This is a genomic window from Caballeronia sp. LZ033 (assembly GCF_031451265.1).
In the GTDB taxonomy this organism is placed as follows: domain Bacteria; phylum Pseudomonadota; class Gammaproteobacteria; order Burkholderiales; family Burkholderiaceae; genus Caballeronia.
Window position 1 is genome coordinate 720,714 of the sequence record NZ_JARUXQ010000004.1, and the last position, 26,020, is coordinate 746,733.

27 protein-coding genes, 1 tRNA gene and 1 pseudogene are annotated in these 26,020 nt (G+C 61.7%); 22 read left to right on the plus strand and 7 right to left on the minus strand.

Going from position 1 to position 26,020, the window contains the following annotated elements; genetic code table 11:
• The first annotated feature begins 20 nt into the window (after positions 1–20).
• A complete protein-coding gene (locus tag QCE62_RS30500) occupies positions 21–431 on the plus strand; it encodes a VOC family protein (RefSeq protein WP_309926313.1) in 411 nt (136 codons plus the stop codon).
• A 143-nt stretch (positions 432–574) separates the two neighbouring features.
• Here QCE62_RS30500 and QCE62_RS30505 read toward each other — a convergent pair whose 3' ends face one another.
• Together QCE62_RS30505 and hpaC are read right to left on the minus strand one after the other, a co-directional pair.
• Positions 575–1,081 carry an H-NS family nucleoid-associated regulatory protein gene (locus tag QCE62_RS30505; protein ID WP_309926315.1) on the minus strand — a complete coding sequence of 169 codons (507 nt, stop codon included), beginning with the start codon at positions 1,079–1,081 and terminating at the stop codon, positions 575–577.
• A gap of 622 nt (positions 1,082–1,703) precedes the next feature.
• The gene (gene hpaC, locus QCE62_RS30510; RefSeq protein WP_309926316.1) at positions 1,704–2,243 is read right to left on the minus strand and encodes a 4-hydroxyphenylacetate 3-monooxygenase, reductase component; all 540 of its coding nucleotides are present in this window, start codon (positions 2,241–2,243) and stop codon (positions 1,704–1,706) included.
• Positions 2,244–2,356: 113 nt separating this feature from the next.
• Between hpaC and QCE62_RS30515 the strand changes: the two genes are divergently transcribed.
• Positions 2,357–3,079 (plus strand): DUF429 domain-containing protein, encoded by a 723-nt coding sequence (locus QCE62_RS30515; protein ID WP_309926317.1) that lies wholly within the window; start codon positions 2,357–2,359, stop codon positions 3,077–3,079.
• Here the strand turns inward: QCE62_RS30515 and QCE62_RS30520 are convergent.
• Both QCE62_RS30520 and QCE62_RS30525 read right to left on the minus strand, forming a co-directional pair.
• Positions 3,070–3,561: a nucleoside deaminase gene (locus tag QCE62_RS30520; protein ID WP_309926319.1), complete on the minus strand. Its 492-nt coding sequence runs from the start codon at positions 3,559–3,561 to the stop codon at positions 3,070–3,072. The two genes, QCE62_RS30515 and QCE62_RS30520, sit on opposite strands and share 10 nt — an antisense overlap.
• Positions 3,562–3,593: 32 nt before the next feature.
• On the minus strand, positions 3,594–4,502 hold the full coding sequence (locus tag QCE62_RS30525; protein ID WP_309926321.1) for a LysR family transcriptional regulator: 909 nt from the start codon (positions 4,500–4,502) through the stop codon (positions 3,594–3,596).
• A 75-nt stretch (positions 4,503–4,577) separates the two neighbouring features.
• Between QCE62_RS30525 and QCE62_RS30530 the strand changes: the two genes are divergently transcribed.
• The 4 genes from QCE62_RS30530 to QCE62_RS30545 all read left to right on the plus strand — a co-directional run bounded on the left by QCE62_RS30530 (position 4,578) and on the right by QCE62_RS30545 (position 8,795).
• A complete protein-coding gene (locus QCE62_RS30530) occupies positions 4,578–5,555 on the plus strand; it encodes an NAD(P)-dependent oxidoreductase (RefSeq protein WP_309926323.1) in 978 nt (325 codons plus the stop codon).
• Between the two features lie 15 nt (positions 5,556–5,570).
• Positions 5,571–7,082: an aldehyde dehydrogenase family protein gene (locus QCE62_RS30535; RefSeq protein ID WP_309926324.1), complete on the plus strand. Its 1,512-nt coding sequence runs from the start codon at positions 5,571–5,573 to the stop codon at positions 7,080–7,082.
• Positions 7,083–7,148: 66 nt separating this feature from the next.
• Positions 7,149–8,489: a DUF3100 domain-containing protein gene (locus QCE62_RS30540; protein WP_309926326.1), complete on the plus strand. Its 1,341-nt coding sequence runs from the start codon at positions 7,149–7,151 to the stop codon at positions 8,487–8,489.
• A gap of 90 nt (positions 8,490–8,579) precedes the next feature.
• Positions 8,580–8,795, plus strand: a complete 216-nt coding sequence (locus tag QCE62_RS30545; RefSeq protein WP_309926327.1) for a hypothetical protein — start codon at positions 8,580–8,582, stop codon at positions 8,793–8,795.
• Between the two features lie 106 nt (positions 8,796–8,901).
• Here QCE62_RS30545 and QCE62_RS30550 read toward each other — a convergent pair.
• Positions 8,902–8,978: transfer RNA gene (locus QCE62_RS30550), tRNA-Val, on the minus strand.
• Between the two features lie 245 nt (positions 8,979–9,223).
• Between QCE62_RS30550 and QCE62_RS30555 the strand changes: the two genes are divergently transcribed.
• From QCE62_RS30555 to aroQ, 8 genes are read left to right on the plus strand one after another with little or no spacing between them, the layout of a single operon-like run.
• Positions 9,224–10,174, plus strand: a complete 951-nt coding sequence (locus QCE62_RS30555; RefSeq protein ID WP_309926328.1) for a ketopantoate reductase family protein — start codon at positions 9,224–9,226, stop codon at positions 10,172–10,174.
• Positions 10,171–10,563: a VOC family protein gene (locus QCE62_RS30560; RefSeq protein WP_309926329.1), complete on the plus strand. Its 393-nt coding sequence runs from the start codon at positions 10,171–10,173 to the stop codon at positions 10,561–10,563. Before QCE62_RS30555 ends, QCE62_RS30560 begins: the two co-directional genes overlap by 4 nt.
• A 2-nt stretch (positions 10,564–10,565) precedes the next feature.
• Positions 10,566–11,024 carry a MaoC family dehydratase gene (locus tag QCE62_RS30565; protein WP_309926331.1) on the plus strand — a complete coding sequence of 153 codons (459 nt, stop codon included), beginning with the start codon at positions 10,566–10,568 and terminating at the stop codon, positions 11,022–11,024.
• Positions 11,024–12,247: a CoA transferase gene (locus QCE62_RS30570; protein WP_309926333.1), complete on the plus strand. Its 1,224-nt coding sequence runs from the start codon at positions 11,024–11,026 to the stop codon at positions 12,245–12,247. The genes QCE62_RS30565 and QCE62_RS30570 overlap by 1 nt, the downstream gene beginning before the upstream one ends.
• Positions 12,244–13,077 carry a shikimate dehydrogenase gene (gene aroE / locus QCE62_RS30575; RefSeq protein ID WP_309926334.1) on the plus strand — a complete coding sequence of 278 codons (834 nt, stop codon included), beginning with the start codon at positions 12,244–12,246 and terminating at the stop codon, positions 13,075–13,077. Before QCE62_RS30570 ends, aroE begins: the two co-directional genes overlap by 4 nt.
• 20 nt (positions 13,078–13,097) lie before the next feature.
• Positions 13,098–13,886, plus strand: a complete 789-nt coding sequence (locus QCE62_RS30580; protein ID WP_309926336.1) for an enoyl-CoA hydratase-related protein — start codon at positions 13,098–13,100, stop codon at positions 13,884–13,886.
• 56 nt (positions 13,887–13,942) lie between these two features.
• Positions 13,943–15,268 (plus strand): MFS transporter, encoded by a 1,326-nt coding sequence (locus QCE62_RS30585; protein WP_309926339.1) that lies wholly within the window; start codon positions 13,943–13,945, stop codon positions 15,266–15,268.
• A 38-nt stretch (positions 15,269–15,306) separates the two neighbouring features.
• On the plus strand, positions 15,307–15,744 hold the full coding sequence (gene aroQ, locus QCE62_RS30590) for a type II 3-dehydroquinate dehydratase (protein ID WP_309926342.1): 438 nt from the start codon (positions 15,307–15,309) through the stop codon (positions 15,742–15,744).
• A gap of 26 nt (positions 15,745–15,770) precedes the next feature.
• Here the strand turns inward: aroQ and QCE62_RS30595 are convergent, their stop codons facing one another.
• Entirely contained in the window at positions 15,771–16,052 is a 282-nt protein-coding gene (locus tag QCE62_RS30595; RefSeq protein ID WP_309926345.1) for a TIM barrel protein, read from the minus strand.
• A 53-nt stretch (positions 16,053–16,105) separates the two neighbouring features.
• Between QCE62_RS30595 and QCE62_RS30600 the strand changes: the two genes are divergently transcribed.
• Positions 16,106–16,252, plus strand: coding sequence for a hypothetical protein (locus QCE62_RS30600; RefSeq protein WP_309926347.1), 147 nt, complete (start codon positions 16,106–16,108; stop codon positions 16,250–16,252).
• Between the two features lie 16 nt (positions 16,253–16,268).
• Here QCE62_RS30600 and QCE62_RS30605 read toward each other — a convergent pair.
• A pseudogene (locus QCE62_RS30605) lies at positions 16,269–16,421 on the minus strand (shikimate dehydrogenase); the annotation flags it as partial.
• Between the two features lie 138 nt (positions 16,422–16,559).
• Here QCE62_RS30605 and QCE62_RS30610 point away from each other — a divergent pair.
• The 7 genes from QCE62_RS30610 (at position 16,560) to QCE62_RS30640 (ending at position 25,708) form a co-directional block, all read left to right on the plus strand.
• The gene (locus QCE62_RS30610) at positions 16,560–17,465 is read left to right on the plus strand and encodes a LysR family transcriptional regulator (RefSeq protein ID WP_309927512.1); all 906 of its coding nucleotides are present in this window, start codon (positions 16,560–16,562) and stop codon (positions 17,463–17,465) included.
• Positions 17,466–18,005: 540 nt separating this feature from the next.
• Entirely contained in the window at positions 18,006–18,599 is a 594-nt protein-coding gene (locus QCE62_RS30615; protein WP_309926349.1) for a response regulator, read from the plus strand.
• Between the two features lie 10 nt (positions 18,600–18,609).
• Positions 18,610–20,730, plus strand: coding sequence for an ATP-binding protein (locus tag QCE62_RS30620; RefSeq protein ID WP_309926351.1), 2,121 nt, complete (start codon positions 18,610–18,612; stop codon positions 20,728–20,730).
• 406 nt (positions 20,731–21,136) lie between these two features.
• Complete coding sequence (locus QCE62_RS30625) at positions 21,137–21,511, plus strand: response regulator (RefSeq protein ID WP_309926353.1); 375 nt, start codon at positions 21,137–21,139, stop codon at positions 21,509–21,511.
• A 45-nt stretch (positions 21,512–21,556) separates the two neighbouring features.
• Positions 21,557–23,242, plus strand: a complete 1,686-nt coding sequence (locus QCE62_RS30630) for an arylsulfatase (RefSeq protein ID WP_309926355.1) — start codon at positions 21,557–21,559, stop codon at positions 23,240–23,242.
• 78 nt (positions 23,243–23,320) lie between these two features.
• Entirely contained in the window at positions 23,321–24,403 is a 1,083-nt protein-coding gene (locus QCE62_RS30635; protein ID WP_309926358.1) for an HAD family hydrolase, read from the plus strand.
• A 21-nt stretch (positions 24,404–24,424) separates the two neighbouring features.
• Positions 24,425–25,708 carry an anaerobic sulfatase maturase gene (locus QCE62_RS30640; RefSeq protein WP_309926360.1) on the plus strand — a complete coding sequence of 428 codons (1,284 nt, stop codon included), beginning with the start codon at positions 24,425–24,427 and terminating at the stop codon, positions 25,706–25,708.
• The last annotated feature ends 312 nt before the right edge of the window (positions 25,709–26,020 follow it).

Here is a 26,020-nt window from a genome sequence, read left to right on the forward strand (position 1 = left end):
CCGATCATCCGGAGGAAGCGATGACGCTGACGCTGACAATCGGGATTGATCACATCGGACTGACCGCGCGCCATCTCGAGGCGACGCGCGATTTCTTCGTTGAATGTCTTGGCTGGAAGGTCGTGGGCGAGAAGCCGGATTACCCGGCGGTATTCGTCTCGGACGGCAGTGCGCTGCTGACGTTATGGCAAGCCAAGGAAGAACCGCCGACAGCCTTTGATCGCCGCAAGAATGTCGGACTTCACCATATTGCCTTGCGCGCCGCAAATGAAGCCGCATTCAACGAGATTCTCGAACGCGTCTCGACGTGGCCGGGAGTGATCGTGGAGTTTCCGCCTGAACTGCTTGGCACCGGACCGAAACGGCACATGATGATTCATGAGCCCGGCGGCATACGGGTGGAATTCGATTTCGATCCGCGCGTTCAATGAACGTTGAAGCAGTCACGTACCGACTGGCCGCTTGAAAGCGGGCCACTTCGAAAAAGAGACGGCCGAACAATCGAGTGAACTCTGCGATTGAACTCGGCCGTCTCCCAAACCATGCCGCTGCAATTCCGCTTCAGTGAATAAAGTCAGCCGATAAGAAACGGCGTACGGTCTTCAGCGGATGCCAGCCATGCCGGTGCACGGCCGCGACCGCTCCATGTGGCGCCGCTTTGCGGGTCACGGTAAAGAGCAGGCTGCGGACCGCGCGGTTGTCCCTTGCCAGTGGCTTTGCCTTTCGTCTTCGTGGCCGCGCGTTTTTTGCCCTTGCTTGCGCCCGAGGCCGCGCCTGCTACCGCGAACTTGCTGCGGTCCCGCGCCTTGGCAATCCATGCGGGCGCGCGGCCTCGTCCGCTCCACGTGGCACCCGTCTTCGGGTCTTGATAAGCCACGACAGAGGCTTTGCGTGATGAAGCGGCACGTCCTGACTTCTTGCGTGAACCCGCGAATTTCTCGATGTCCGAAATTGTCAGATTATGGCGCGTCATCAGATCATGAATCTTTTGCAGCGCGCTTTCCGATTGCGTGGCAAGTAGCGATTCGGCTTTCGCCTGCAGTGCCTCGATACGTGCCTGAATGTTCTCGAGCGTTGGCATGGACTTTCCTCTATCGATTTGTATTTTCGAACTATGCCATGCGCATGCGTCATACGCTAGAGGCAATAGACTTCGATCGCATGAAAAGAATCATTTAAAGATATAAGAAGCGGACTTGTTAAAGCTTTTGGCAGGCCAACTCGCTGCATCTTTTTTTGCATTCCGTACTTCGCGGCTATCCGGTCCTGGAGGGGTCGAAGGTGCATGAAGCAAAGATAAGAAGCGACAAGGCGCGAGTCGCCGGCTTTCAACGAGCAAGCGCGTGCTTGACGAAAGCTTGGCAGATCAGGCTTACCGCATGCGGGACTGACGCCTCGAAAGTTATCGAAGCCAGGTGCCGGCGCCGTGTTGCCAAGATCTTGCCATGGCTGACCGGACAGACCGCGCTTTGTTTCTCTTTGCGGAATTCAGAAACAATCCAGACCCGATTACGCTTGCACGACTATTCGCGAGCCACGCCCCGCCTGTGCCGCTACGCTACATCCGGAGCATCCCGAATACCTCACAATTCATTACGCATCGTTACGGTGTTTAACACCTGAGGAAGCAGACTACGGGAAGAACGCAAAGCAAATACGGTAATCATTTAATTGGCAAGGCAAGGCACAGCGCGGCCAATGAATCAAAGTGCAGAGCATCCGCGTGGCACGCGATGGAAATTGCGGTCGAAATAAATCAGGCTATCGCCGTCGCCACGCGCGCGTATCGCCGTCGTTTCGACGAACATCACCGAATGGGAGCCCACTTCCTTGGCTTCCACGATCGTGCCTTGCAGGCTCGCAAGCGCATCGCGCAATACGGGGACACCGTGCGCGCCTTCATCCCATACCGGCAGCGAGAAGCGCTCTTCCATCGTAAGTCTTGTGAGGCCGGCAAAGTGCCGGGCCATTTCCTCGAAGTGACCGGGCAATACATTCACGCACACGTGCCGGTTTCCCGCAAAGGCCGCGTGCATCGAACTCGACCGGTTGATGCAGACCAGCAGCGTGGGCGGGGCATCGGTGACCGAACACACCGCGCTGGCCGTGATGCCGCAGCGTCCATGTGCGCCTGCTGTCGTGATGACGTTCACGGCCGCGCCGAGATGCGCCATGGCCTGGCGGAATTGCTTGCGGACCGGGTCGATTTCATTGCTTGCTGCTCGGCCGGGCTGAGCGGACATGACGCCTCTCCTGTTCGTTTCGTCTTGCCTGTGTGTATAGCAAGCGGCATCCGGGGCGTCCGCGCTGAGCCGCACACATGCGCATGAAGATCCGCGCTTGCTACGATCACGGCATGAAACTCGATCTCTTTGGCATCGACGGTTGCAAGGCGGGATGGTTCGTCGTCCGGCAGCACGCGGGCACCGGCGACATCTCGACCCATGTGATCGATCGCCTCGACCTTCTTATCGACTGGGAACGCGAGCATGCAATCGTCGCCATGGATATTCCGGTCGGTCTGTCGGCCGACGGCGTGCGCGCCTGCGACCGACATGCGCGCCGCCTGCTCGGACGTCCGCGTGCAAGCTCGGTATTTGCACCGCCGACGCGCGCGGCGCTAGCAGCGTGTACTTACGAAGATGCCTGCGCGATCAACCTCGCCGAATGCGGCAAGCGCATTTCCATTCAGGCCTTTCATATCGGCAAGAAGATCAGTGAAGTCGATGCGCTCCTGCATCGCCATGCCGCCGCGCGCTCGCGCCTCTTTGAAGTTCACCCCGAGTTGAGCTTCATGCACCTGTCGATGCAGCATGGCGGCCCCGAGCACGGCTTGCGCGAAAGCAAGGCGCACGCGGCGGGATTCGCGCAGCGTCATGCCTTGCTGGTCGAATGCTTCGGCAGCGCCGTCGATGCCGCGCTGGCCGCGAGGCGTCCCGCGCAGGCATCGCGGGACGACGTGCTCGACGCCTTCGCGGTCTTGTGGAGCGCGCGCCGTATCGCGGCGGGACAGGCGCTGTGCTTGCCCGAACCACCTGACACGGATGCATCCGGCATCCCGATGGCGATCTACTGCTGACCCGTGCTTCTCCGATAGCTCGCCACGTGCAATGCCTTCACACGCTCGGCGAAGGCTTCGACGGGACCATCGACGGCGATGTCATCGATCACATCCTGGATCGCCAGGGGACGCACGCGGCCGGGCGTCGCACCGAGTTCCGCGCGCCAGCGCGTGAACTGCGCCGCCGACGCCGCATAGACGATGCGCCCCAGCCCGACCCACGCGTGCGCCGCCGAACACATCGGGCAATGTTCGCCGGACGTGTACACCACCGCGCCGCGTCGCTGCGCTTCCGGCAGGTTCTCCGCAGCCCAGCGGGCAATGGCGAACTCGGGATGACGCGTGTGATCGCCGCCGCTCACACGATTGCGGTCCTCGAACAGCACGCGGCTATCGGCTGCCACGAGCATCGAGCCGAACGGTTCGTCGCCGGCATCGAGCGCTTCCTGCGCGAGGTCGATGCAGCGAAGCAAATGGCGCTTGTCGGTATCGTCGATCATGCGAAGTTCTCCCTGAATTAAAGCGTGCAAGCTTAGCGAAACGCGCGCATATGGGCGGTCATGAGTTGCAGCATCTTGTTGGACGCCACTGAAAGCCTTCTGCCGGTACGCGTGACGAGATGCGCTTCGGCATCGGCGAGAATGGGGTGAGGAATGTCGATGGCGAACAGTTCGCCCGCTTCCATCTCGCTCGTCACGGCAAAGGCGGGCAACACGGTAATGCCCAGTCCCGACTTCACGAACTGCTTGAGAATGGCAATGGAGTTCGTCGTCACCACTGGATCGAGCCGAAGCTTCTCCGCATATTCGATGGCCTGCAGCATCTGCCGCGTGCCGTAGGACGCATGCGTGACGGCCAGCGGAAATTGCGCGAGCTCCTGCACGCTCAGCGACTTGCGATCGCGCCGTGGAAAACGGGCGCCGACGATCGCCATCATCGGCTGGCGCTTGATCGCGCGCGACACCAGCTTCGGTTCCTGCGGCGGATTGTAGACGAGCCCGATCTCGCCCTCGTCCTCGGAGATCTTGCGGATCACGTCATTGGTGCCGCCGAGATCGAGATTCACGTTGATGCCGGGATGCTGCTTGCAAAAGCGCGGCATCGGCCCTGACAGCAGGTCCGAGACGAAGCCCTCGCCGAGCACGATGTTCACATGCCCCGTGCGTAGCCCGCGCAATTCCTGCAGCCGCGAGAGCAGGTCGTCGCGGTGCGCGAGTTGTTCCCGGAAATATTCGATCACGCACTGGCCGGCCTCGGTCGGCTTCACGCCGCGTGCATGGCGTTCGACCAGCGCGGCGTCCAGCTCCTTTTCCAGCAGGCCGATCTGGCGACTCACTGCCGATGGCGCCACGTTGAGATAGTCGGCGGCCGCGCGGACCGTGCCGCAGCGGACTGACTCGAAGAAATAGACGATGCGGCTGTCGGTGAGATTGTCGGTCATGGCATCCAGGGCTTCAGCGTGATTGCGCGACACGTGCCGTTCTAAAAATTAGAACACATCCAATATTGGCGCTGATTGGTTATACGGCTTGCCGGGCGGATCATGGCATCCACGCACAACGCACGGAGCGGCGGGCAGAGGGCTGCCTCGCCAGGCGCCGCGCATCGGAAGGGGATTTCGCGGATGAAGACGGTAGGTGTGATCGGACTCGGCAACATGGGGCGCGGCATGGCGCGCTCGGCGGCGCGCGGCGGGTATCGCGTGCTCGGTTTCGATGCGGCGCCCGGCGTGGCCGCGGCACTCGCCGAAGATGGCGTGGAGGCGCGCGACTCGATCGCGGCCATCGCGGGTGAGGCCGACGTGCTGATTCTCTCGCTGCCGACCTCCGCGGTCGTCGAGGAGGTCGTGCTCGGGAAGGGCGGCGTGGCGTCGGGCGGCAAGGGCGGCCTGATCGTAGTGGATACGACCACCGCCGATCCCGACAGCACCCGCAAGGTGGCGGCGGCGCTCGCGGAATGCCGGATCGGTTTCGTCGATGCGCCCGTCAGCGGCGGCCCGAAAGGCGCCGCGACCGCAACGATGACCATGGTGCTCGGCGGCTCGGACGCGGACGTCGCGGCCGTCGAGCCGATCCTCGCCGTCATCAGCGCGAAGCGCGTGCATGTCGGCCCGGTGGGCGCGGGACACGTGACCAAGATCATCAACAACATGCTGACGGGCGTGCATCTGCTCGCCGCCAGCGAAGCCGTGCGTGCGGCAAAGGGCGCGGGCGTCGATCCGGAGAAACTCGTGGAGGCGCTCAACGGCGGCTCGGGACGCAACAGCGCGACGCTCACCAACTATCCCACCTGGATCTTCAACGACAAGTTCGATTCCGGCTTCACGATGAAGCTCATGCGCAAGGACATGCGTCTCGCCCTGGAGCTGCTCGACAACGTTCGTGAGGACGCGCCCATCGCGAAGGAAGCAGGGCGGCTGTGGGCGGCCAGCGAGGCGAGCATTGGCGACGCCGAGGATTTCAACCGCATCGTGCAGTTCATCGAATCGAAGTAAGGGGACTTGACGGACATGGAACACAACGCAGCAGAACAACTTCTCGCGGCCTTCGCGCATTTCTTCCCGAATGCGAAGACCATCGGCTCCTATGTGGACGGCGAACTGATCGAAGGCGCGGGCGAGCTCATCCAGCTTCACGACGCGGCCACCGGCAAGCCGAGCCTCGCTTATCGCGATGGCGGCGCGGCCGTGGTCGAACAGGCCGCCACGGCCGCCGCGCGTGCGCAGAAGCAATGGTGGGCGCTCACGCACGCCGCGCGCGGCCGGGTGATGTTCGAGATCGCGCGCGAGGTCAGGAAGGAAGCCGAGGCGATCGCGCGGCTCGAATCGCTGGGCTCGGGCAAGCCGATCCGCGATTGCCGCGGCGAAGTGGCGAAGGTCGCCGAGATGTTCGAGTACTACGGCGGCTGGGCCGACAAGTTCTATGGCGACGTCATCCCGGTACCGACCTCGCATCTCAACTACACGCGTCGCGAGCCGGCCGGCACGGTGCTGCAGATCACGCCCTGGAATGCGCCGGTGTTCACCTGCGGCTGGCAGGTTGCGCCCGCCATTTCGATGGGCAATGCGGTGCTGCTGAAGCCTTCCGAACTGACGCCGTTCACCTCGCTCGTGGTGGGCCTGCTGGCCGAGCGCGGCGGTGCGCCGAAGGGGCTCATCAACGTGCTCGCGGGGCTCGGTCACACGGTGGCGCAGGCGGCGATCGCCCACAAGGTGGTGAAGAAGGTAGTGTTCGTCGGTTCGCCGGCGACGGGCGCGCGCATCGCGGAAGCCGCGGCGAAGCGAGTGCTGCCGTGCGTGCTGGAGCTGGGCGGCAAATCGGCCAACATCATTTTCGCGGACGCCGATCTCAAGCGCGCCGCGCTGACCGCACAGGCCGCGATTTTTGCGGGCGCGGGGCAGAGCTGCGTGGCGGGCTCGCGGCTGCTGGTGCAGCGCTCGGTCTATGACGAGTTCGTCGCGATGGTCGCGGCGGGCGCGAAGAAGATCAAGGTCGGCGCGCCGCTCGACGACGCCACCGAAGTCGGCCCCATCAACAACCTCAAGCAGTACGAGCACGTGATGTCGATGATCGGCAAGGGCGTCAGCGCGGGCGCGACGCTCGCGGCGGGCACGGTCGAACGCTCTGATGCGGGCTACTTCGTTCCGCCGACGGTGCTGGCCGGCGTGACGAACGACATGGAAGTCGCGCGCATGGAGATCTTCGGACCCGTGGTCGCGGCCATTCCGTTCGATACGGAAGAGGAAGCCGTTGCCATTGCCAACGACACCGAATTCGGCCTTGCGGGCGCAGTGTGGACCACCGATGTGGGGCGCGCGCATCGCGTGGCGGGACAGGTCGATGCCGGCACCTTCTGGGTCAACGGCTACAAGACCATCAACGTGGCGTCGCCGTTCGGCGGGTACGGGCTCTCGGGGTATGGCCGGTCGAGCGGCGTCGAGGCGCTGTACGAATACACGCAAACGAAAAGCGTGTGGGTGGAAACCGCCAGGGAACCGGCCACGACCTTCGGCTATCTGTGACCTTGCCGCCCACGCCGTGCAAGCGGCACGGGCCAATATGAACGATCAACGACACGGGAGAAGCGCATGCAAAGCACAATGAGCGCGGAAAGCGCACAAGGCAGTGGCCTGAGAACCGCGAAGCTGTTTTTCTATGCGGCAGTGATTCTGCTGATCGCCGAGTTCATTGGTTCGTTCACGTTCAAGATCGGTCCGGGCAAGGTCATCCTGCTGCCGATGATCTGGGCGCTGCTCCTCGGCGCTGCGCTCGGACTCGTCTCCGAACGCTGGAACAGCGAGGCGCGTCTCGACGTGCGCAGCCAGTTCTACGCGGCAGCGATTCTGCAGCCCGCGCTGTTGTTGTTCGTCGCGAAGCTCGGTCTCATGGTGGGCAGTGCGTTGCCCAAGCTCGCGGCGGCCGGCTGGGCACTGGCGTTCCAGGAACTCGGGCACTTCGTCGGCACGATCCTGCTGGGCCTGCCGCTCGCGCTGCTGCTCGGCATCAAGCGCGAGGCAATCGGCGCGACATTCTCCGTGGGACGGGAACCGAGTCTGGCGATCATCGGCGAGAAATACGGCATGGACTCTGCCGAAGGGCGCGGCGTGCTCGCCGAATATCTGACGGGCACCGTGTTCGGCGCGGTGTTCATCGCGATCTTCGCGGGCTTCGTCGCAAGCTTGCATATCTTTCATCCGCTCGCGCTCGCCATGGGATCGGGCGTCGGGTCGGGCAGCATGATGGCGGCCGCCTCCGGCGCGATCGCCGCGCAACAGGACCCGGAAACGGCCAAGTCGGTGCTGACCTTCGCGGCAGCCAGCAATCTGATCACGACGACCATCGGCACCTATTTCACGCTCTTCATCTCGCTGCCGATGGCGGTTTTTGGCTACCGCGTGCTCGAACCGCTGATTGGTCGCAAGACCCGGGCCTCCGACGCGAGCGAGGCCGTCACGGCGGCGCCGCGACTGGGCGACGTGAAGACCGCCGCGCCCGAACTCGGTTACGGCGGCAAGCTGCTTGCGTGGGGCGTGACCGCGGCGATGGCGCTGGTCGCCGACTGGATCACGCACGGCACGACACCGCTGCAAGCCTTGCCGGGCATGGCGATCATGGTGCTGGCGACGATCGTCGGCGACGCCGTCGCGCAGGCCACGGGCCGCAAGATTCCGGCGGTGTGCTGGGTGTCGATCGTCGCGATGTTCCTGACCTCGCCGTGGTGCCCCTGGGGCGCGCAGATCGCGACGCTCAGCGCGCAGAACGATTTCCTCGGCGTGACCACGCCCATGCTGACCTTCGCGGGCCTGTCGATTGCCAAGGACATTCCGGCGTTCAGAAGGCTTGGCTGGCGCATCGTGCTGGTGTCGTTCGTGGCGAATGCGGGAACGTTTCTCGGCGCGGCGCTCGTGGCCCAACTCTTTCATATCTGAGCAGGAAGCCGGGACAGCAACGGATACGGCAGCGGGCAGAGCGGTATAAAATTGAGACGTCTCTTACCGCGCCTCAAAGCGCCTGCTGCCATGGAAACTCACTCGGGCAAGGAAAGCTCCAGCAAGATCTCGCACCGCATGCTCAACGTGCTCACGGCGCTCGTCGGCCTGGCCACACTTGCGCTCGGCGTGGCGTGGCTGATCTACACGTGGATCGTCCATCTCGAAGTCCCGTACTTCGCCATTCCGCTAGTGCTCACCGTGCCGGTCATCGTCGCGGTCGCGTTCCGGAATTGCTGGGAGTAAAGAGCGCTGGATCTCGCGTGCACGGTAAGTGCCTGGCGCGAGTGCCAACGAAAAAAAGCACCGCCGCGATGAAGATCGCGGCGGTGCTTTTTTTCGGGAATGTCGTTGGTAGGCTCGATTGGATTCGAACCAACGACCCCCACCATGTCAAGGTGGTGCTCTAACCAACTGAGCTACGAGCCTACAGAAGGCGCGAATTATAGAGGAAGCTTTCGCGTTGTGGGAAGAGCCGCGCAAAAATATTTTCCAGAAACGCGCGGCAGGGCTGCGGAACGGAACGCTTGAGCCGTTCGTTGATCGAGGGCGCCTTCAACGCGGCGGTTCGATCTTCCAGCCCATTATTGCCTCACGCAATATCGGTATTAAATCCATTGCATTGTCAGCATGTCTGCACGGCCGTATCTTCGTCTCCATTCAAGGAGACATTCATGAAGATTGCATTTCTCGGAGCCGGCGCCCTGGGCTGCGCGATCGGCTCGGCGCTGACGGAAGGCGGCCACGAGACCTGGCTGGTGGACCGGTTTGCGGCGCACGTCGAGGCCATGTCGCGCGACGGCCTGCAAGTGGATGACGAGCGCGGCACGCGTCGCGTCAAGGTGCGCGCCACGATGGATCCGGCGGAAGTCGGCCCGGTCGATGTCGTGATCGTGCTGGTCAAGTCCTTTCACACCGACGCCGCGATGCGCGGCGCGCTCGACCTCGTGGGGCCGGAAACGGTCGTGCTGTCCTTGCAGAACGGCCTGGGTCACGAAGACGTGCTGAGCGGGATTGTCGGCCGTGAGCGCGTGCTTGCCGGCAAGACCTATGTCGGCGGCGTGTTGCGGGCGCCAGGGCATATCCAGTCGGGCGTGACCGGGAAGCTCACGATCATCGGCGAACTGGATGGCCGGATCACGAGCCGCGCACAGGCAATCGCGGAAGCATTCAACAGCGCGGGCCTGACGACCACGGTCAGCGACAACATTCTCGGCACGATGTGGGACAAGCTGCTGATCAACGTGGCGACCGGCGCGATCACGGGCATTACCCGTCTCACGTACGGGCAGCTCTACGACGAGCCCGTGCTGAAGGCGACTTCCATCGCCGCCATCGAGGAAGCGATGGCCGCCGCCAAGGCCGCCGGCGTCAGGCTGTCCATCGAGCAAGCCGAAGATGCCTGGAACATGGCCGCTGAAGGACTCTCGCCGGAATTCAAGACCTCGATGCTGCAAAGCCTCGAAAAGTCGTCGGTCACCGAAATCGACTTCATCAATGGCGCGGTAGTGCGTTGGGGCGAACGCCTCGGCGTGCCGACGCCGGTGAACTCGACGCTCGTTGCCTGCATCAAGGGCATCGAGCGCGCGATGACCGATGGTCAGAAACAAGGAGCCTTGGCATGAGCGTTCCGAAAGCATATCTGGAGCACGTTGCCATCTGGGTGAAGGACATTCACTGGCATATCTGCTTCTTCGAGGACGTCCTCGGCATGACGATGCGCGAGGTCGATGGCACGCGCGAAGAACCACGTCAGTACTGGACCCTGGGCGGTTTGCAATTCATCCACGAGCCGCGCTTCGAAGGACCTGAAGGCCGTCTCGGTCATCTCGGCGTGATGTGCGAAGACCTGGAGGCGGCGCTTGCCGCCGCACAGGCGTTCGGCGTCACTGAAATGCCGCAAGGACGCAACTGGCTGCGTCTGCCCGACGGACTCGCCGTCGAACTCATTCAGGCGAAACCTGCTGCGTGCGTCGCTCAGGCGCTGGCAATCAATCCCCGCGTGGAGGCGTGAGCATGAGCATCATCGAAAAGTACTGGGACGACGCGCAGGAAGGCGACGAATGCGCGAGCCCGACCTACACCGTCACCAAGGCACGCATCCTGGCCTATGCCGACCTCACGGGCGATCACACGCCGGTGCATGTGGACGAGGACTACGCCAACGCGAGCCATTTCGGTTCGATCGTGGCGCACGGCCTGTTCGGATTGTCGATTGCCGATGGCCTCAAGACGCAAAGCGACTATCGCTTCCTGCCCGGCATGTCGCTCGGCTGGACCTGGGACTTCCTGCTGCCGATCAAGGTCAACGACGTGCTGCACGTGAAGTTCCGCGTCGGCTCCATGCGGGCGAGCAAGAGCAAGCCGGAGTGGGGCATCGTGGTCCTGCCGGCCGAGCTCATCAATCAGAACGGCGATGTCGTTCAACGCGGCGAACATCGCCTGATGATTCCGCGTCGTCCGGGAGCCAACTGATGCAAGCCCGTCCTCTCGAAGGTATTCGCGTCGTCGATTACAGCCATTTTCTTGCGGGTCCGTATGTGGGCCGCTGTCTCGCGGCACTCGGTGCGGAAGTCATCAAGGTCGAACGTCCGGGCAGCGGTGATGCGGGACGCCAGCACGCCACCATTCTCGACGACCAGCAAAGCGCCTACTTCCTGCAGCTGAACATGGGCAAGCGCGGCGTGAGCGTCAACATGAAGGATCCGCGCGGCAAGGCGTTCATGGAGCGTCTCTGTGATTCGGCGGATGTGTTCATCGAGAACTATCGGCCCGGCGCGCTGGACAAGCTTGGTCTGGGTTATGCCGCGTTGTCCGGGCGTAACCCAGGACTCGTCTATTGCTCGATCTCGGCATACGGACACACCGGACCGGACGCGCATCGTGCGGGCTTTGGACTGATTGCGGAAGCGAAGAGCGGCATCATGCAGATGATCGGCAATCCGGGCGAGCCGCCGCCGCTCATGCGCATCTCGCTCGGCGACATGTACACCGGCATTCACGCGGTGGCCGCGATCAACGCCGCGCTGCTGGGCCGCGTGAAGAGCGGGCGCGGTCAGCATATCGACATGGCGTTGTATGACACGCTGTTCTCCATGCATGAATACGCGGTCCAGTGCTACACCATGCAGGGCGTGGTGCCGGAGCAGACCGGCCACGACATGCCGACTTCCACGCTGTACGGCGTGTTCCGCGCGGCCGATGGCGATCTCGTCATTGCCGCCCAGGTCGACGATTCATGGAAGCGCTTCGCGGCGATCGTCGAGCAGCACCGCGGTCCCGCGGGCTTCGCGTCCGATAGCCGGTTTCACAGCCTGAACGGGCGCAACGCGAACCGTGAAGCGGTGCTTGCGGTCGTGAAGCAGTGGGTGGCCGCGCGTTCGGTCGCGGAGGTTCTGGCGCTGCTCGACAGCGTGGACGTGCCCTGCGCGAAGGTGCAGCGCATCGATGAAGTCGTCGCCGATCCGCAGATCGTCGCGCGCGGCATGGTGATCGAGCAGGAGCATCCGCGCCTGGGCAAGCTGCGTCTGCCGAACCTGCCTTTCCGCTTTTCCGACTGCGATACCTCCATTCGCGAAGTCGGCCCCGATCTCGGGCAACACAATGCGGAAGTCGCGCAATCGCTGGGCTTCAGCGCCGCCGAGATCGACGCGATGCAGACCGACGGCGTGCTGTTCTCCAAAGGACCCGCGTCATGAGTGACTCCTACGCGGTCATCGGCAATCCGATCGGGCACACGAAGTCTCCGCTGATCCACGGGCTCTTCGCGCAGGAGACCGGGCAGGACCTGACTTACGTTGCGATCGAGGGGCCGCCCGAACCAGCGCAGGCTTTCGCCGGGACCGTCAGGAACTTCATTGCAGCCGGTGGCAAGGGCATGAACGTCACCGCGCCCTTCAAGCTGCAAGCGTTCGCCATGGCCGATGAACGCAGCGAACGGGCGACGCTCGCCGGCGCGGTCAACGCGATGAAGTTTCACCACGGGCGCGTCATCGGCGAGAACTTCGACGGCGTCGGGCTCGTGCGTGACATCGAAGTCAATCTGCATCAGCCGATGGCAGGCAAGCGCGTACTGCTGCTCGGCGCAGGCGGCGCGGTGCGCGGCGCGTTGCTGCCATTCATGGCGGCGCGCCCGGCGCAGCTCGTTATCGCCAACCGACATTTGGACAAGGCAACGTCACTCGTCGAACAGCTTGCGTCAGGCGATTCGTTGACAGCATGCGGCTATGCGGAACTGGAGTCGATGGGCCCTTTCGATCTTGTCGTCAATGCCACATCCGCAAGCCTGACCGGGCAGTTGCCGCCTGTTCCTCAGAGCGTCTTCAGCCCCCACGGCACGGCCTATGAACTCGCCTACGGCAAAGGTCTCACGCCCTTCCTGCGGCTCGCGCGCGATGCGGGCGTGCAAGGCATCGCGGATGGCGTCGGCATGCTGGTCGAGCAGGCGGCCGAAGCCTTCACGTGGTGGCGAGGCGTTCGCCCGGAGACGCGCGCGGTCATCGACCGGCTGACCGTTCCGTTGAACTGACGCGTGCGAGGAAACTTCGAATGCAACCTGAAACGTATTGCTATTGCCGCTATGAAGTGGCAGGGCCGTTGCTGACGCTGACCCTCGACCGGCCCGAGGTCCTCAACTCGCTGCATCCCGATGCTCACCGCGAACTGGCCGATGCCTTCGACCGCTACGCCGCGGATCCCGCCTTGCGCGTGGCGATCGTGACTGGCGCGGGCGAGCGGGCGTTTTGTGTCGGCACGGATCTGAAAGCGCTCGATGCAACGGGAGACCACACGAAGCCGTCGACGGGATTCGCGGGCATCACGCATCGCTTCGACTTGTGGAAGCCGCTGATTGCCGCCGTAAACGGCCTGTGCCTCGGCGGCGGCATGGAGATTCTCGCGGCATGCGATATCGCGGTCGCGTCCGATCATGCGCAATTCGGCTTGCCGGAACCACGCGTCGGTCTGGCGGCGCTGGGCGGCGGCTTGCTGCAGCGCTTGCCGAGACAGATCGGCATGAAGGACGCCATGGCGCTGGTGCTGACCGGCAAACGCATTTCCGCCGATGAGGCGAGACGCGTCGGGCTGATCAACGAGGTCGTGCCCGCAGCGCAGTTGATGGCCCGGACGCGGGCGCTTGCCGACGACATTCTCGCGTGCGCGCCGCTCGCCATCCAGGCATCGAAGCAGGTCATGTTGATGAGCCTCGCGCAGGCCAGCCTTGCCTCGACCATGCACGAGGACTATCCGCTCGCGCAGCGCATGCTCGCCAGCGACGACGCTCGCGAAGGCCCGAAGGCGTTCGCGGACAAACGCCCGCCGCACTGGACCGGGCACTGAAGCTTTCATCGAACCGCTCGGAGAAGCGGGCCGATACCACTTTCCAGGAGATGCACTTGACACCGCAAGAACACGCAATCAACGGCGACCGCGCCGTTCCCATGGAGCACGCCGACGAAAAGCAGATGGCGAACCGCGCGGCACTCAGCAGCATCGCCGGGTCCGCGCTGGAATGGCTGGATTTTGCGGCTTACGGGGCCATTGCCGCCACCGTGTTGCCGCAACTGTTCTTCTCGAAGACCGATCCGACGACCGCATCCCTCGCAGCCTTCGCGACCTTCTCCGTGGGCTTCATCGCGCGTCCGCTCGGAGGGCTGACCTGCGGCTACTTTGGCGATCGAGTCGGCCGCAGGAACATGCTGGTCTTCACGTTTCTGCTGATGGGCATTTGCTCCTTCCTGATCGGCATACTGCCCACTTATGCATCCATTGGCGTGCTCGCGCCGGTTGCGCTGGTCACGCTGCGCTTCATGCAGGGCTTCGCACTCGGCGGCGAGGTCACGGGCAGCCAGTTGCTCACGATGGAACATGCACCGACGGACCGGCGCGGTTTCTACAGTTCCTTCATCGCCATGGGATCGCCGCTCGCACAGGTGCTGGCCAATGCCGTGCTGTTCGGCGTTGCCGCGCTCGTCACGAATGACCAGTTCCTGCAATTCGGCTGGCGCATTCCGTTCCTGTTCAGCTTCCTGCTGGTGGCCATCGGCTTGTTCATCCGGATGCGCATCTCCGAGACGCCCGCGTTCGAAGCGGAGATGAAGAGGAAGCGCACGGGACACTCGCAACCGGCGGGCGGATTTGCAAAGCACGGAGCAACGATCCTGCGCCTCACGTTCGTCTGGGCAGCCGTCTCCATTGCCTACTTCATTGCGACCGTGTTCATCCTTTCGTATGCCACGACGAAGCTCGGTGTATCGAAGCAGACGGCCTTCGCCATTCTGATCGTCGCGCATCTTTGCTCGATGTTCGCGATGGGTCTCGGCGGCGTCTTGTGCGATCGTCTCGGACGCCGTCGCGCCATGCTGGTCGGATCGCGTTCGATGCTGGCCGCCTTCATCGTTTTCTTCCCGCTGATATCGAGCGGACACATCGTCCTCATGGGCGTCGCCATCGTGTTTCTTTTGTGCGCGGCGCAGTTTCATGCCGGCGTACAGCCCGCCTATTTCGCCGAGGCCTTCCCGACCGAGTTCCGCTATCGCGGTTCGGCCGTGGCCTATAACCTTGCCGTGGTCATCGGCAGCAGTGCGCCGTTTGCCGCGACCTTGATCCAGGCCGAGACCGGCGGCGCAACCTGGCCCATCGTTGCGGTGGGCATCGTGTTCAACCTGATTTCCATGTGGGCGATTCACGCGGGCCCGGAAGGCTGGCAGAAGCGCAGCTGATCCGACTCGAAGATATCAACATCAAGCTGGATGAAACGATGAAAACCTTTCTCATGCTGCATGGCATCAACCACAACATGTTCGGCAAGCGGGATCCCGTTCAATACGGAACGGCGACGCTCGAGGATATCGATGCTCAACTGCACCGGCTCGGCCGGGAGCTGGGCGTTGCGGTCGAAAGTTATCAGACGAACAGCGAAGGGGACATGTGCCAACGCATCCATCAGGCTTTCGTCGATCACGTCGATGGCGTGCTCATCAACGCCGGCGCGTGGACGCATTACAGCTACGGCATCCGGGATGCGCTTGCCATCCTGACCGTGCCCGTGATCGAGATTCACATGTCGAATATCCACGCGCGCGAAGCATTCAGGCACAAGTCGGTTTTCGCCGAAGTGGTGAAGGGGCAGATTTGCGGCTTCGGTATCGAAAGCTATTCGCTTGGGCTTCGCGCGGCCGTGTCGGCGGCTTGCTGACACGGCCGGTCCTCACCGTCAGGCCTTCACGCGTATCGCGCGTCGGTCCAGGCACGGCGAAGACACGCCGTGCTGTCCCGCATCGATGCGACCGGATCACCTTCGATGCCGCACTCGCTGCTGAGCAGCCCGTCATAGCCGGCCGCCTTGAGGTGGCCGAAGAACGTCGGATAGTCGTATGATCCCGTTCCCGGATTGAGTCGCCCCGTATCGGCGAGGTGAATATGCGCCAGCGACGGCCCATGTTCGCAAACCCCGCCCGAGCGGTTCCGCCTCTTCGTCCATGTGACAGAAATCCGCGAGCGCACGAACTTCCGGTCGATTCAGCACGTTCACAAGCCGGGCGGCGCCGGCGACGCTGTTGACGAGCGTCGACTCCTTCCGGTTGAGCGGCTCGATGACGAGCGCCGTGCCGCAGCCTCGTAACCCATCGGCGCAGCAGTCCAGCGCGCAGGAAATCGTCCTCGGCATGTCCGAGCCCATCTGGAAGCGGCAGCCGCGTGCCTGAACCGAGACAGACTTCAGAAGGCAGGGAAGGGCTCGGGCCTGCAACCCATCGGCACGACAACAGCGTCGATGCCGGCGTGATCGAACCACGGGTTGTAGATCATTGGCGCCTTAAAGCTATGCGTTGGAAATTCGATGTGGGCGATGATGGCTGTATTGCCGGTGATCATGCGTGCCTCCGGGCGCTGCTGAAGCGTAAGGAATCAAATGGGGAGAGGATAGGGAACGCGTGGGCTCACGATAAGAGTTTGAACCCGCACGCGCAATGCAATGGTTACAATGAGAGCATTGCGACAGGCAATACCGTGATGAGCCTTTCCGAACTCCCTGACCTGAAACTGCTGCAATTGTTCGACCTGCTGTATGACGTGCGAAGCGTCACACGGGCGGCGGAACAACTCGGCCAGAGCCAGCCCACGGTGAGCATCTGGCTGGGGCGTCTGCGTGAGCATTTGCAGGATCCGCTGTTCGTCCGCACGCCAGGCGGCATGACGCCGACGCCTCAGGCGGATGCATTGATCGGACCGTGCAGGGAAATCCTGGAGTCGCTGCGCCGCTTTGCCGCCTGGGAAATCTCCTTCGATCCCGCCACGGCCAAGCGGCGCTTCCGGATCTGCATGACCGATGCCAGTCACATCACGCTTCTTCCGCGTCTGCTGGCGCATGTTCGGGCCCAGGCTCCCGATATTCGGCTGGAAGCGGCAAGGATCGACGGGAATACGGAACGGGCGCTCGAATCCGGTGAAGCCGATCTTGCGATAGGGCATGTTCCATGGCTTGGAGCCGGCATGTACCAGCAGCAGTTGTACATGCAGGATTGGGTATGCCTCGCCAATCCGCACCATCCTCGCGTGCGCGCCAGGCTGACGCTCAAGCAATATTGCAACGAAGGGCACGTGATCATCGCGGCCGGCACGGGCGCGCAATTGCTGGAACAAGCGTTGTTACGCGAGGCTATCGAGCGCGATGTCGTGCTGGAACTGCCAGGCATGCTCGGACTGGGATCGATCATCAAGTCGACGGATCTTATCGCTACGTTGCCGCGAAATATCGGCGAGACACTCGCGAGAGTGAATGACATCGCGGTTCATGCGTGTCCCTTTCCGGTGGACAAGTTCGCGGTGCGACAACATTGGCACGCGAAATATCATCATGAGGCGGGCAATCGGTGGCTTCGCTCGGTCGTGGCCGAACTGTTCCTGAGCAGAAGCTAGCCGCCGTCCGGTGGGTTGAAAAAATTCCCGCTGCACCCCGACATGAACGCACAGGCGTGGTGGAGGTCGCGCTCGATTCGACGATGGAAGGCATCGTCATGATGCTGGGCGCCAGCGCGCTGTATTGCATGCTCGCGGTTCTCGGCATGGCGTCACTCAGATCCAGGTCGCAGGGGACCAATGAGTCACGCTTCAATTCTGGCTCGACGAACCGGAGGGCGACTGATCTGTGTGCGCATCCAGGCTGGATCACCCTCGGCCCGACAAGGCTTCGCTTTCTGATGCCATAAAACGCCTACCAATGGTCAGGACACTTGCTTCTCGCGCGAAGCCGCGTTGGAAGTGTCATGCGCGGGCAATGCCATCTGCGCCTTGATGGTTGGACAGGCAATGTTTCTGTGCAGTTCTGGTCAATCGCCAGAGGAATCGACAGAAAAGGCCTATCCGATTCGTATGAATGCTTTGTCAACCCGAAATCGCAAAACTGCTGTATTGGTAGAGCCGAGCAGCATCCAGATCAGCTCTCAAAGGGGGAACGACGTGGACAGTGTTCTGGAACCGGTCATTCACGTGGTCGAGGACGACATTTCCTTTCGTCGAGCGCTTACACGCATGTTGTCGTGCTCGGGCTACGTGGTCAGAAATTATGGCTCCGCGGGTGAATTCCTGGTGAGCGCGTCCGATTCGAAAGCGGGATGCATCCTGCTTGACCTCGAACTCGGTGGGCCCGACGGGCTTGAAGTCCAACAGGCCATCCTGCGTCAACATCATGCATTGCCGATCGTCTTCATGAGTGCATACAGCGATGTGCCGCGCACCGTTCGGGCGATGAAATCCGGCGCGATTGACTTTCTCCTCAAGCCATTCGATCGGCAAACGCTGCTGGACGCCATTCAAACTGCGCTTGGTACACACGGGACAGTCCCGGCGCAAGCAGCGAGCGTCGATAAGCCCGCGCTCCTGGATCGCGAGCAGTCTGTCCTCAACGGCATCTTGAAGGGCAAGCGGAACAAGGAAATTGCTGCAGAGCTCAAGTTGTCAGAGCGGACAATCAAGTCCTCTCGAGCAAGCCTGATGCGACAGTTCGGCGCGACGTCCTTGGTCGAGCTCGTCCGTCGCGCCGAGGGCGCTTGATGGCCGGCGGTTGCAGGGTGAACTCGACGATGTCGCCGCTTTGCAGATCACCGAAATCAACCTGCAGCCTGAGCAGGCTCTGATGAAGGCGCGCTTACACCCAGTGGGCGTCTGTGCCCATGTGGTGCAGGTGCGCCCCGCCTGCACCATTCGACGACGCATTTCCATGCGCAAGACATCGTCACGTTGCGTTCCGAACCTCGTCGTCTGGCTTTCCTTGACCGTCTGCGCGCTGGCGCCGATTGCCGCTCCCGGTGCCGAGCCCGCGCGCGTCGTCTTGCTGACCGGCGCCGATCCGATCCAGCCTGCGGCACTCGTGCAGATCCGGGCGATCCGATCCGTGCTGGAAGCGTCTTCTCCGCGGGGCGCCGAAGTGTTCCTCGATGCCATCGATGGATTTCGCTTTGGCGCGGAGAACATCGCACCCGAATTTCTTGCGCTTTTGCAAAAGAAATACCGGGCTCAGCGCATCGATCTCGTCATCGTTCTGGGAAAACCCGCGGCAGATTTCGCGTTAGCCAACCATGCCCGCATATGGCCAGGCGTACCCGTTTTGCTGTCGAGTGTTCCCCAAGAGTGGTTCACGGGTCGACTCCTTCCGACAGATTTTGCCTATCTGCCTTTTCGCATCGACGCCGCACAGACCCTCGCCGTGGCGGAGCGACTCCAGCCCGATGCGCATCGACTCATCGTGGTGGGCGGAGTGACGGAGGTCGATACCAGCATGGTCGACAGAGTGGTCAAGGCGGCCGCGACACGTCCACACTGGACCGACGTAGCCGCCTGGATCGGGCTGCCGCCAAGCGAGTTGCAAGCCCGTCTTTCCGCGCTCGATCGCCACACCGCCGTCGTCTACACGACCACGTACCGCGACCGTCTTGGGCATCGCTACTTTCCGGTACAACTTGTTGCGCCCATGGCTCACGCATCGCGCGCACCCATCTACGCCTGGTATTCGACGTACGTCAATGCCGGAATCACGGCGGGTGCGATGTACGATCTCGAGGAAAACGGCCGCCTGACGGGTGATGCGGCACGCGCGATTCTGCATAACGGAGGGAATTTGAGCGGGCTCTTGTTCCAGCCATTGCCGGCGAGATGCACCGCGGATGTCAGCCAGATCGAACGCTACGGGCTGTCAACGTCCGCGTTGCCGCCCGATTGTATTCTGGTGAATGCGCCCCGGTCGATGTTTCGCGAATATCGTGCGGCCATCCTGAGCCTGTCGAGTGTTCTGGTGATCCAGGCGATCACGATCCTCGCGTTGCTCGCGCAACGTCGCAGCCGACGTCTCGCTGAAGCGGACGCAACTGCGCGGCGCGGTGAACTCGCTCGCGCCGCGCGATTCGCGACCGTGGGCGAGCTGAGTGCATCCATTGCACACGAAGTCGGGCAACCCTTGAGCGCTATTCTGAGTAACGCTGAGGCGGCAGAGTTGCTGGTCGGGGCGGCTCACCTGGATCACAATGAGCTCCAGGAGATCCTGTCCGATATGAAGCGTGATGCGCTGCGTGCCAATGAAGTGGTTCAACGGTTACGCATGCTCTTGCAAAAGCAGACTGTGTCGTTCCATACGATCACCTTGGACGAGGTCATCGAGAGTACCTTGTCGTTGATCAAACCCGAGGCAACGCGCCGAGGAATCGTCCTCGACGTCGATCTGAAGGCGTTCGGTGGCGAGGTCCTGGCCGATGAAGTCCAGCTTCAACAGGTCCTTCTGAACCTGAGTCTGAACGGCATGGATGCCATGGCCGACACGGAGTCCGCACACCGAATCTTGTCCATCAGCACGGTCCTCCTTCCTGAGGGAGTGGAGTTCACCGTGACCGATCGAGGTTCTGGATTCGGTCACGTCTTGAGCGACACGCTTTTCGAGCCGTTCTATACCACCAAGCCGCATGGGATGGGGCTTGGACTATCGATTGTGCGATCCATCGTCGAAGCGCATCAGGGACGCGTGTCAGCGGCACCGGGAGGGCGGGGTGGCTCGGTCTTCTCCATCTGGCTTCCTCGCATAACCCCGGTGCGGCCACGCTTTGCCTCCACGGCATCGTCCGGGAGCAGGACATTGCAGATTCGTCCAGTCATGACGAGCGGGACCGCTGATGGCAGCCGAAAATCATCGTCTTGAGATTGCCGCGACCGAGCGCACGAAGTACAGCCGCTACAGATAGCGAATGACGAGTGCGACCAGCGCATTCATCAAGGTTGAATGACAAGAGCGAGATTGTCGCCGACGGAGCCTTGGCGAACTCCTTCCTGATTCTGGCGAACGCCGAATTTATCGAGCTCATTGTCTCACCCGATTTCTGGTTGGCCCGGCCCGTCACGGCATGGATGAGGAGTGCTCGGACTACGTTTGAACAACGACTCCCATCGTGAACAAGCGGCTTCGCCTGGTGCTTGAGCCTCGTCGGTCCCGCCCAATGCCGGCGCGGCGTGCATTGCCCCAAGGGGCAATGATTTTTGCCCCGAACCCCAATGGTCACGTTCCTTGGTCTGCACAACAATGTGCAGCACACGACCGTGTCCGACGCATGGATGAGACCTTACCGCTTATCGTGATCATTGAGGACGACGCTGGACTTCGGCGCGCGATCGAACGGTTGCTGAGGCTGTCCAAAAGCTTCGATCCGAAGCCGTTCGAGTGTGCGGACGATGCAGACGTTCGACGGCATGCAATGGCCGCCAAATGCCTCATCCTTGACATACAACTGCCACGACTGTCCGGACCTTCGTTCTATCTGGCGCTTGCGGAACCACGACCGCCCGTGATTTTCATCACGGCTTTTGACGGACCCGCCACGCAGCGGGAGCTCTCTGCAGTCGGGCAATACGCGTTGATCATCAAGCCGTTTCTAGGACAGGACCTGCTGGCGGCGCTCAATACGGCTATGCGCCAGCGGCCGTGACATTGAATATCGACTAGCCATCGAATGATCGCTGGGGGATCTTTCATGCGATTTTCCACAAGACTCACGAGTCTCGCCAAGCCGGTCGTGCGAGCCCCATTCGTTCTCGCCACGGCAGGCCTTCTCGGCCTTGCGGTCAATGCGCAGGCGCAGTCCGATACCCAACAGTCGTCCCGTCCGAACATCGTCTTGATTGTTGGCGACGATGTGGGATGGGGTGATCTGGGGGTATATGGCAGCGGGGAAGGGCGTGGAATTCCCACGCCCAACCTCGACAGAATGGCTGATGAAGGCATCACCTTTTTCGACTTCTACGGACAGCCGAGCTGCACGCCGGGCCGTGCAGCCCTTCAGACGGGGCGCAACCCCAACCGCAGCGGCATGACCACTGTCGCGTTCCAGGGACAGGGCGGCGGCTTGCCGCATGCGGAGTGGACGCTTGCTTCAGTGCTGAAGCTCGCTCACTACAATACGTATTTCACCGGCAAGTGGCATTTGGGCGAAGCCGATTACGCGCTCCCCAACGCACAAGGCTATGACGACATGAAGTACGTGGGGCTTTACCACCTCAACGCGTACACCTACGCGGATCCGAAGTGGTTCCCTGAAATGGACCAGCCTACCCGCGACATGTTTACCAAGGTGACAACCGGGATGCTGTCAGCCAAGGCCGGAGAGAAGGCGCACGAAGATTTCAAGCTCAACGGCCAATATCAGAATGAACCTGACAAACGGATCGTCGGCATCCCGTTTGTGGATCGGTACATCGAGAAGGCCGCGCTCGACGATATCGACGAGGCCGCTCAAAAGGGGCAGCCGTTCTTCATCAACGTGAATTTCATGAAGGTCCATCAGCCCAACCTTCCGGACCCGGACTACATCGGCAAATCCCTCTCGAAATCCAAGTATGCGGATTCACTCGTCGAACTCGATGCGCGAGTCGGCCACATCCTGGACAAACTCCGCGAGAAGGGGCTGGACAAGAACACGCTCGTTTTCTTCACCACCGACAACGGTGCGTGGCAGGACGTTTATCCCGATGCGGGCTACACGCCGTTCCGCGGGACGAAGGGCACGGATCGTGAAGGCGGGACTCGCGTGCCCGCTATTGCCTGGTGGCCGGGCAAGATCAAGCCGCACTCGCGAAATTACGACATCCTGGGAGGCCTCGATTGCATGGCGACCTTCGCCGCCATTGCGGGCGTCGAGCTACCGAAAAACGATCGCGATGGCAAGCCGATCATCTTCGATAGCTATGACATGTCGCCCGTCCTGTTCGGCACGGGAAAGAGCAAGCGTAATGCATGGTTTTACTTTACCGAGAACGAGTTGACGCCGGGAGCCGTGCGCGTCGGCCAATTCAAGGCGGTGTTCAACCTCCGCGGCGATGCGGGTGTGAAGACCGGTGGCCTCGCGGTCGATTCGAATCTTGGATGGAAGGGACCCGAGAGTTACGTGGCGACCGTTCCACAGGTTTTCGATCTGTATCAGGATCCGCAGGAGCGCTACGACATCTTCATGAACAACTACACGGAGCATACCTGGACGCTTCCCGCGCTGAGTGGCGCGGTGAAGGAAGAAATGCAGACGTACGTGAAGTTTCCGCCGAGGAAGGCTCAGAGCGAGGCATACTCGGGTCCGATCACGTTGAGCGCGTATGAACGTTTCAAATATGTTCGTGATGAGTTGCAGAAGAATGGCTTCGAAATTCCGCTCCCGACTGGAAACTGATTGACAGATCGTGTGCGCTGGCCGACAGGCGTCGGCCAGCCGTGCGAACGTGCTTGATCTCTGCGGAGGTGTCGGAAAATGCGTCTCGTCAACCACTCAATGCCGCCAAGTAGCGTGTCACGCGGCCTGTTGCGCTTCGTGGTTGCCCTGTGCGTGACGCTGACATCGTGTGCCAGTCAAGACCCTGCAACGCAGCCCGCAGCCGGCTTCGACCAACCAGTCGCAAGCGCGGATGCATCCGCAGGCCCACTGCCTTCCTGGCGCAACGGTGCTGCACGCTCGGCCATTCTGGATTTCGTATCTGATGTCACTCGTGAAGGGAGCGCGACCTATGTTGCGCCCGAAGCGCGCATCGCTGTATTCGACAATGACGGCACTCTGTGGAGCGAGCAACCGGCGCCGTTTCAGCTGTTGTTCATGATCGATCAGTTGAAAGCGGCAGCGCCTCAGCACCCGGAATGGCAGCGCAGCCCCGCTTACAAGGCTTTGATGACGCACGATTCAAGCGCGCTCGGACAAAACAAACGTGCATTGCTTCAGTTGCTCTCCGTCGCCAACAGCGGCATGAGCACGGACGACTACGATCGCGCGATTCGCCAGTGGCTGGCGCAGGCACGACATCCCACGCTGAATCGGCCCTACACCGCGCTCGTCTATCAACCGCAGCTCGAACTGCTTCAATTGCTCAAGGCAAACGGCTTTACCGTGTGGATCGTATCGGGCGGCACGGCTGACTTCATGCGGGTGTGGGTGACTCAGGCCTACGGCATTCCGCCAGAGCACGTCGTTGGTACGCAGGAAAAGCTCAGCTATGCCGTACGCGACGGCAAGCCGGTGTTGATGCGTGAGCCCGGTTTCGATTTCATCGACGACGGTCCAGGAAAGCCCGTCGGGATTTTTCGCGCGATCGGTCGTCGTCCGATTCTGGCGGTCGGAAACTCCGACGGTGACCGCGAAATGCTGGAATACACGGCCGGCGGGCCCGGTAAAACGCTCGCGCTGCTCATTCATCATGACGACGCCGAGCGCGAGTTCGCCTACGACCGCGCATCGCCTACTGCCAGGCTAGACACCGCTTGGGACGAGGCCATGACACGCGGGTGGGTTGTCGTCAGCATGAAGCAGGATTGGCAGATGGTTTACCCCGCGCCGAAGCCCTGATTCGTCTTGCAGAGAGTTCATATGCTCCCCATCGACCACAGCACATCGGAGTATCCGATAAAGTTTATTGCCAAGCGTCCCGCAGGGGAGCCCGTCGCGCCGCGGCAGAAAGGCCGCTTCCACGCGATGGCCAAGCCGATCGGATCCACTTGCAATATCGATTGCAGCTACTGCTATTACCTGTACAAGGAACATCTGCTTCAGCAGCATCGGGGCCGTCGCATGGAATCCTCGATGCTCGAGCGCTACATTCGCCAGTACATCGAGGCCCAGAATGGCGATGAGGTTATTTTCTCCTGGCAAGGCGGTGAGCCGACCATGCTTGGTCTCGATTTTTTTCGCAACATAGTGGCGCTGCAGACTAAATACCTTCCGCAAGGGAGACGCATCTCGAACGACCTTCAGACCAACGGAACACTGCTTGACGACGACTGGTGCCGGTTCCTCAAGCAACATGATTTCCTGGTGGGCATCAGCATCGATGGACCGAGAGAGCTTCATGACGCGTTTCGTCGGGACAGAAAGGGGCAGCCGACGTTCGACAAGGTCATGCGTGGAATATCACTCCTGAAGGCTCACGGTATCAGCTTCAACACGCTCACTGTCGTCAACCGCGTGAACGCCAGGCGGCCACTGGATGTTTATCGGTTTCTGCGCAAGGAGGTCGGGTCGACATACATCCAGTTGATTCCCTGCGTCGAGCCGAAGGAATTTCACACGGTAGCGCCGCAACACTGGGCCGACGACACGATGCCGATCATCGGGAGTAATGCCGCGCGTCCCGGACACAGCGATTCGGTCGTCACCGACTGGTCGGTCGATCCCGACGACTGGGGCTATTTTCTGTCGCGAACATTCGATGAGTGGAGCAAGAAGGACGTCGGACGCGTGCTCGTCAACATCTTCGAAACCGCTGTCGTGCAGACGGCGGGACGGCCAGCACAGACCTGCGTATCAGCTGAGTTTTGCGGCAAAGCGCTGGCCATCGAGCATGATGGTGAAGTCTATTCTTGCGATCATTACGTTTATCCGGAGTGGTCCCTTGGAAACATTGCGCGCACACACTTGGGGGAAATGGCATTTTCTTCCCAGCAGCAACGATTCGGCTTTGCGAAACGGGATTCGCTGCCCGCCTTCTGCCGACAGTGCAAGCATCTGAAACTGTGCTGGGGAGAGTGTCCGAAGAACCGCTTCGTGCGGAGCCCGGACGGCGAACCGGGCTTGAATTATCTGTGCTCAGGATTACGTCGTTTTTACGATCATGCTGGCCCGGTGCTCAGGAAACTCGCAATGCAAATGGCTTAGGATCGGGCCGTGGACGCGTTCGTCGATCACCCGGAGGTTCTCTTCCTCATCTTGCTCGTGCTGCGGGTCGCAGCGGTGGCCTTTGGCGCTTATTGCCTCAGGGCGCATGGTCCCATTGCCAGACGCCGATCGTGAGGACTTCAATGTCGTTCAAACCGCCATGCCCACCTTTAATTTTACATAACACAAATTAGAGGAAGATTTGATGTCACGGCTTTTTAGATGGAATGGTCGCCTCCCGCCATCACGGTCATCCGTCGCCGCAGCTCCGTTGACCGGGGCGTGCGACATTGCTGGTTCGGCATGTCCGCC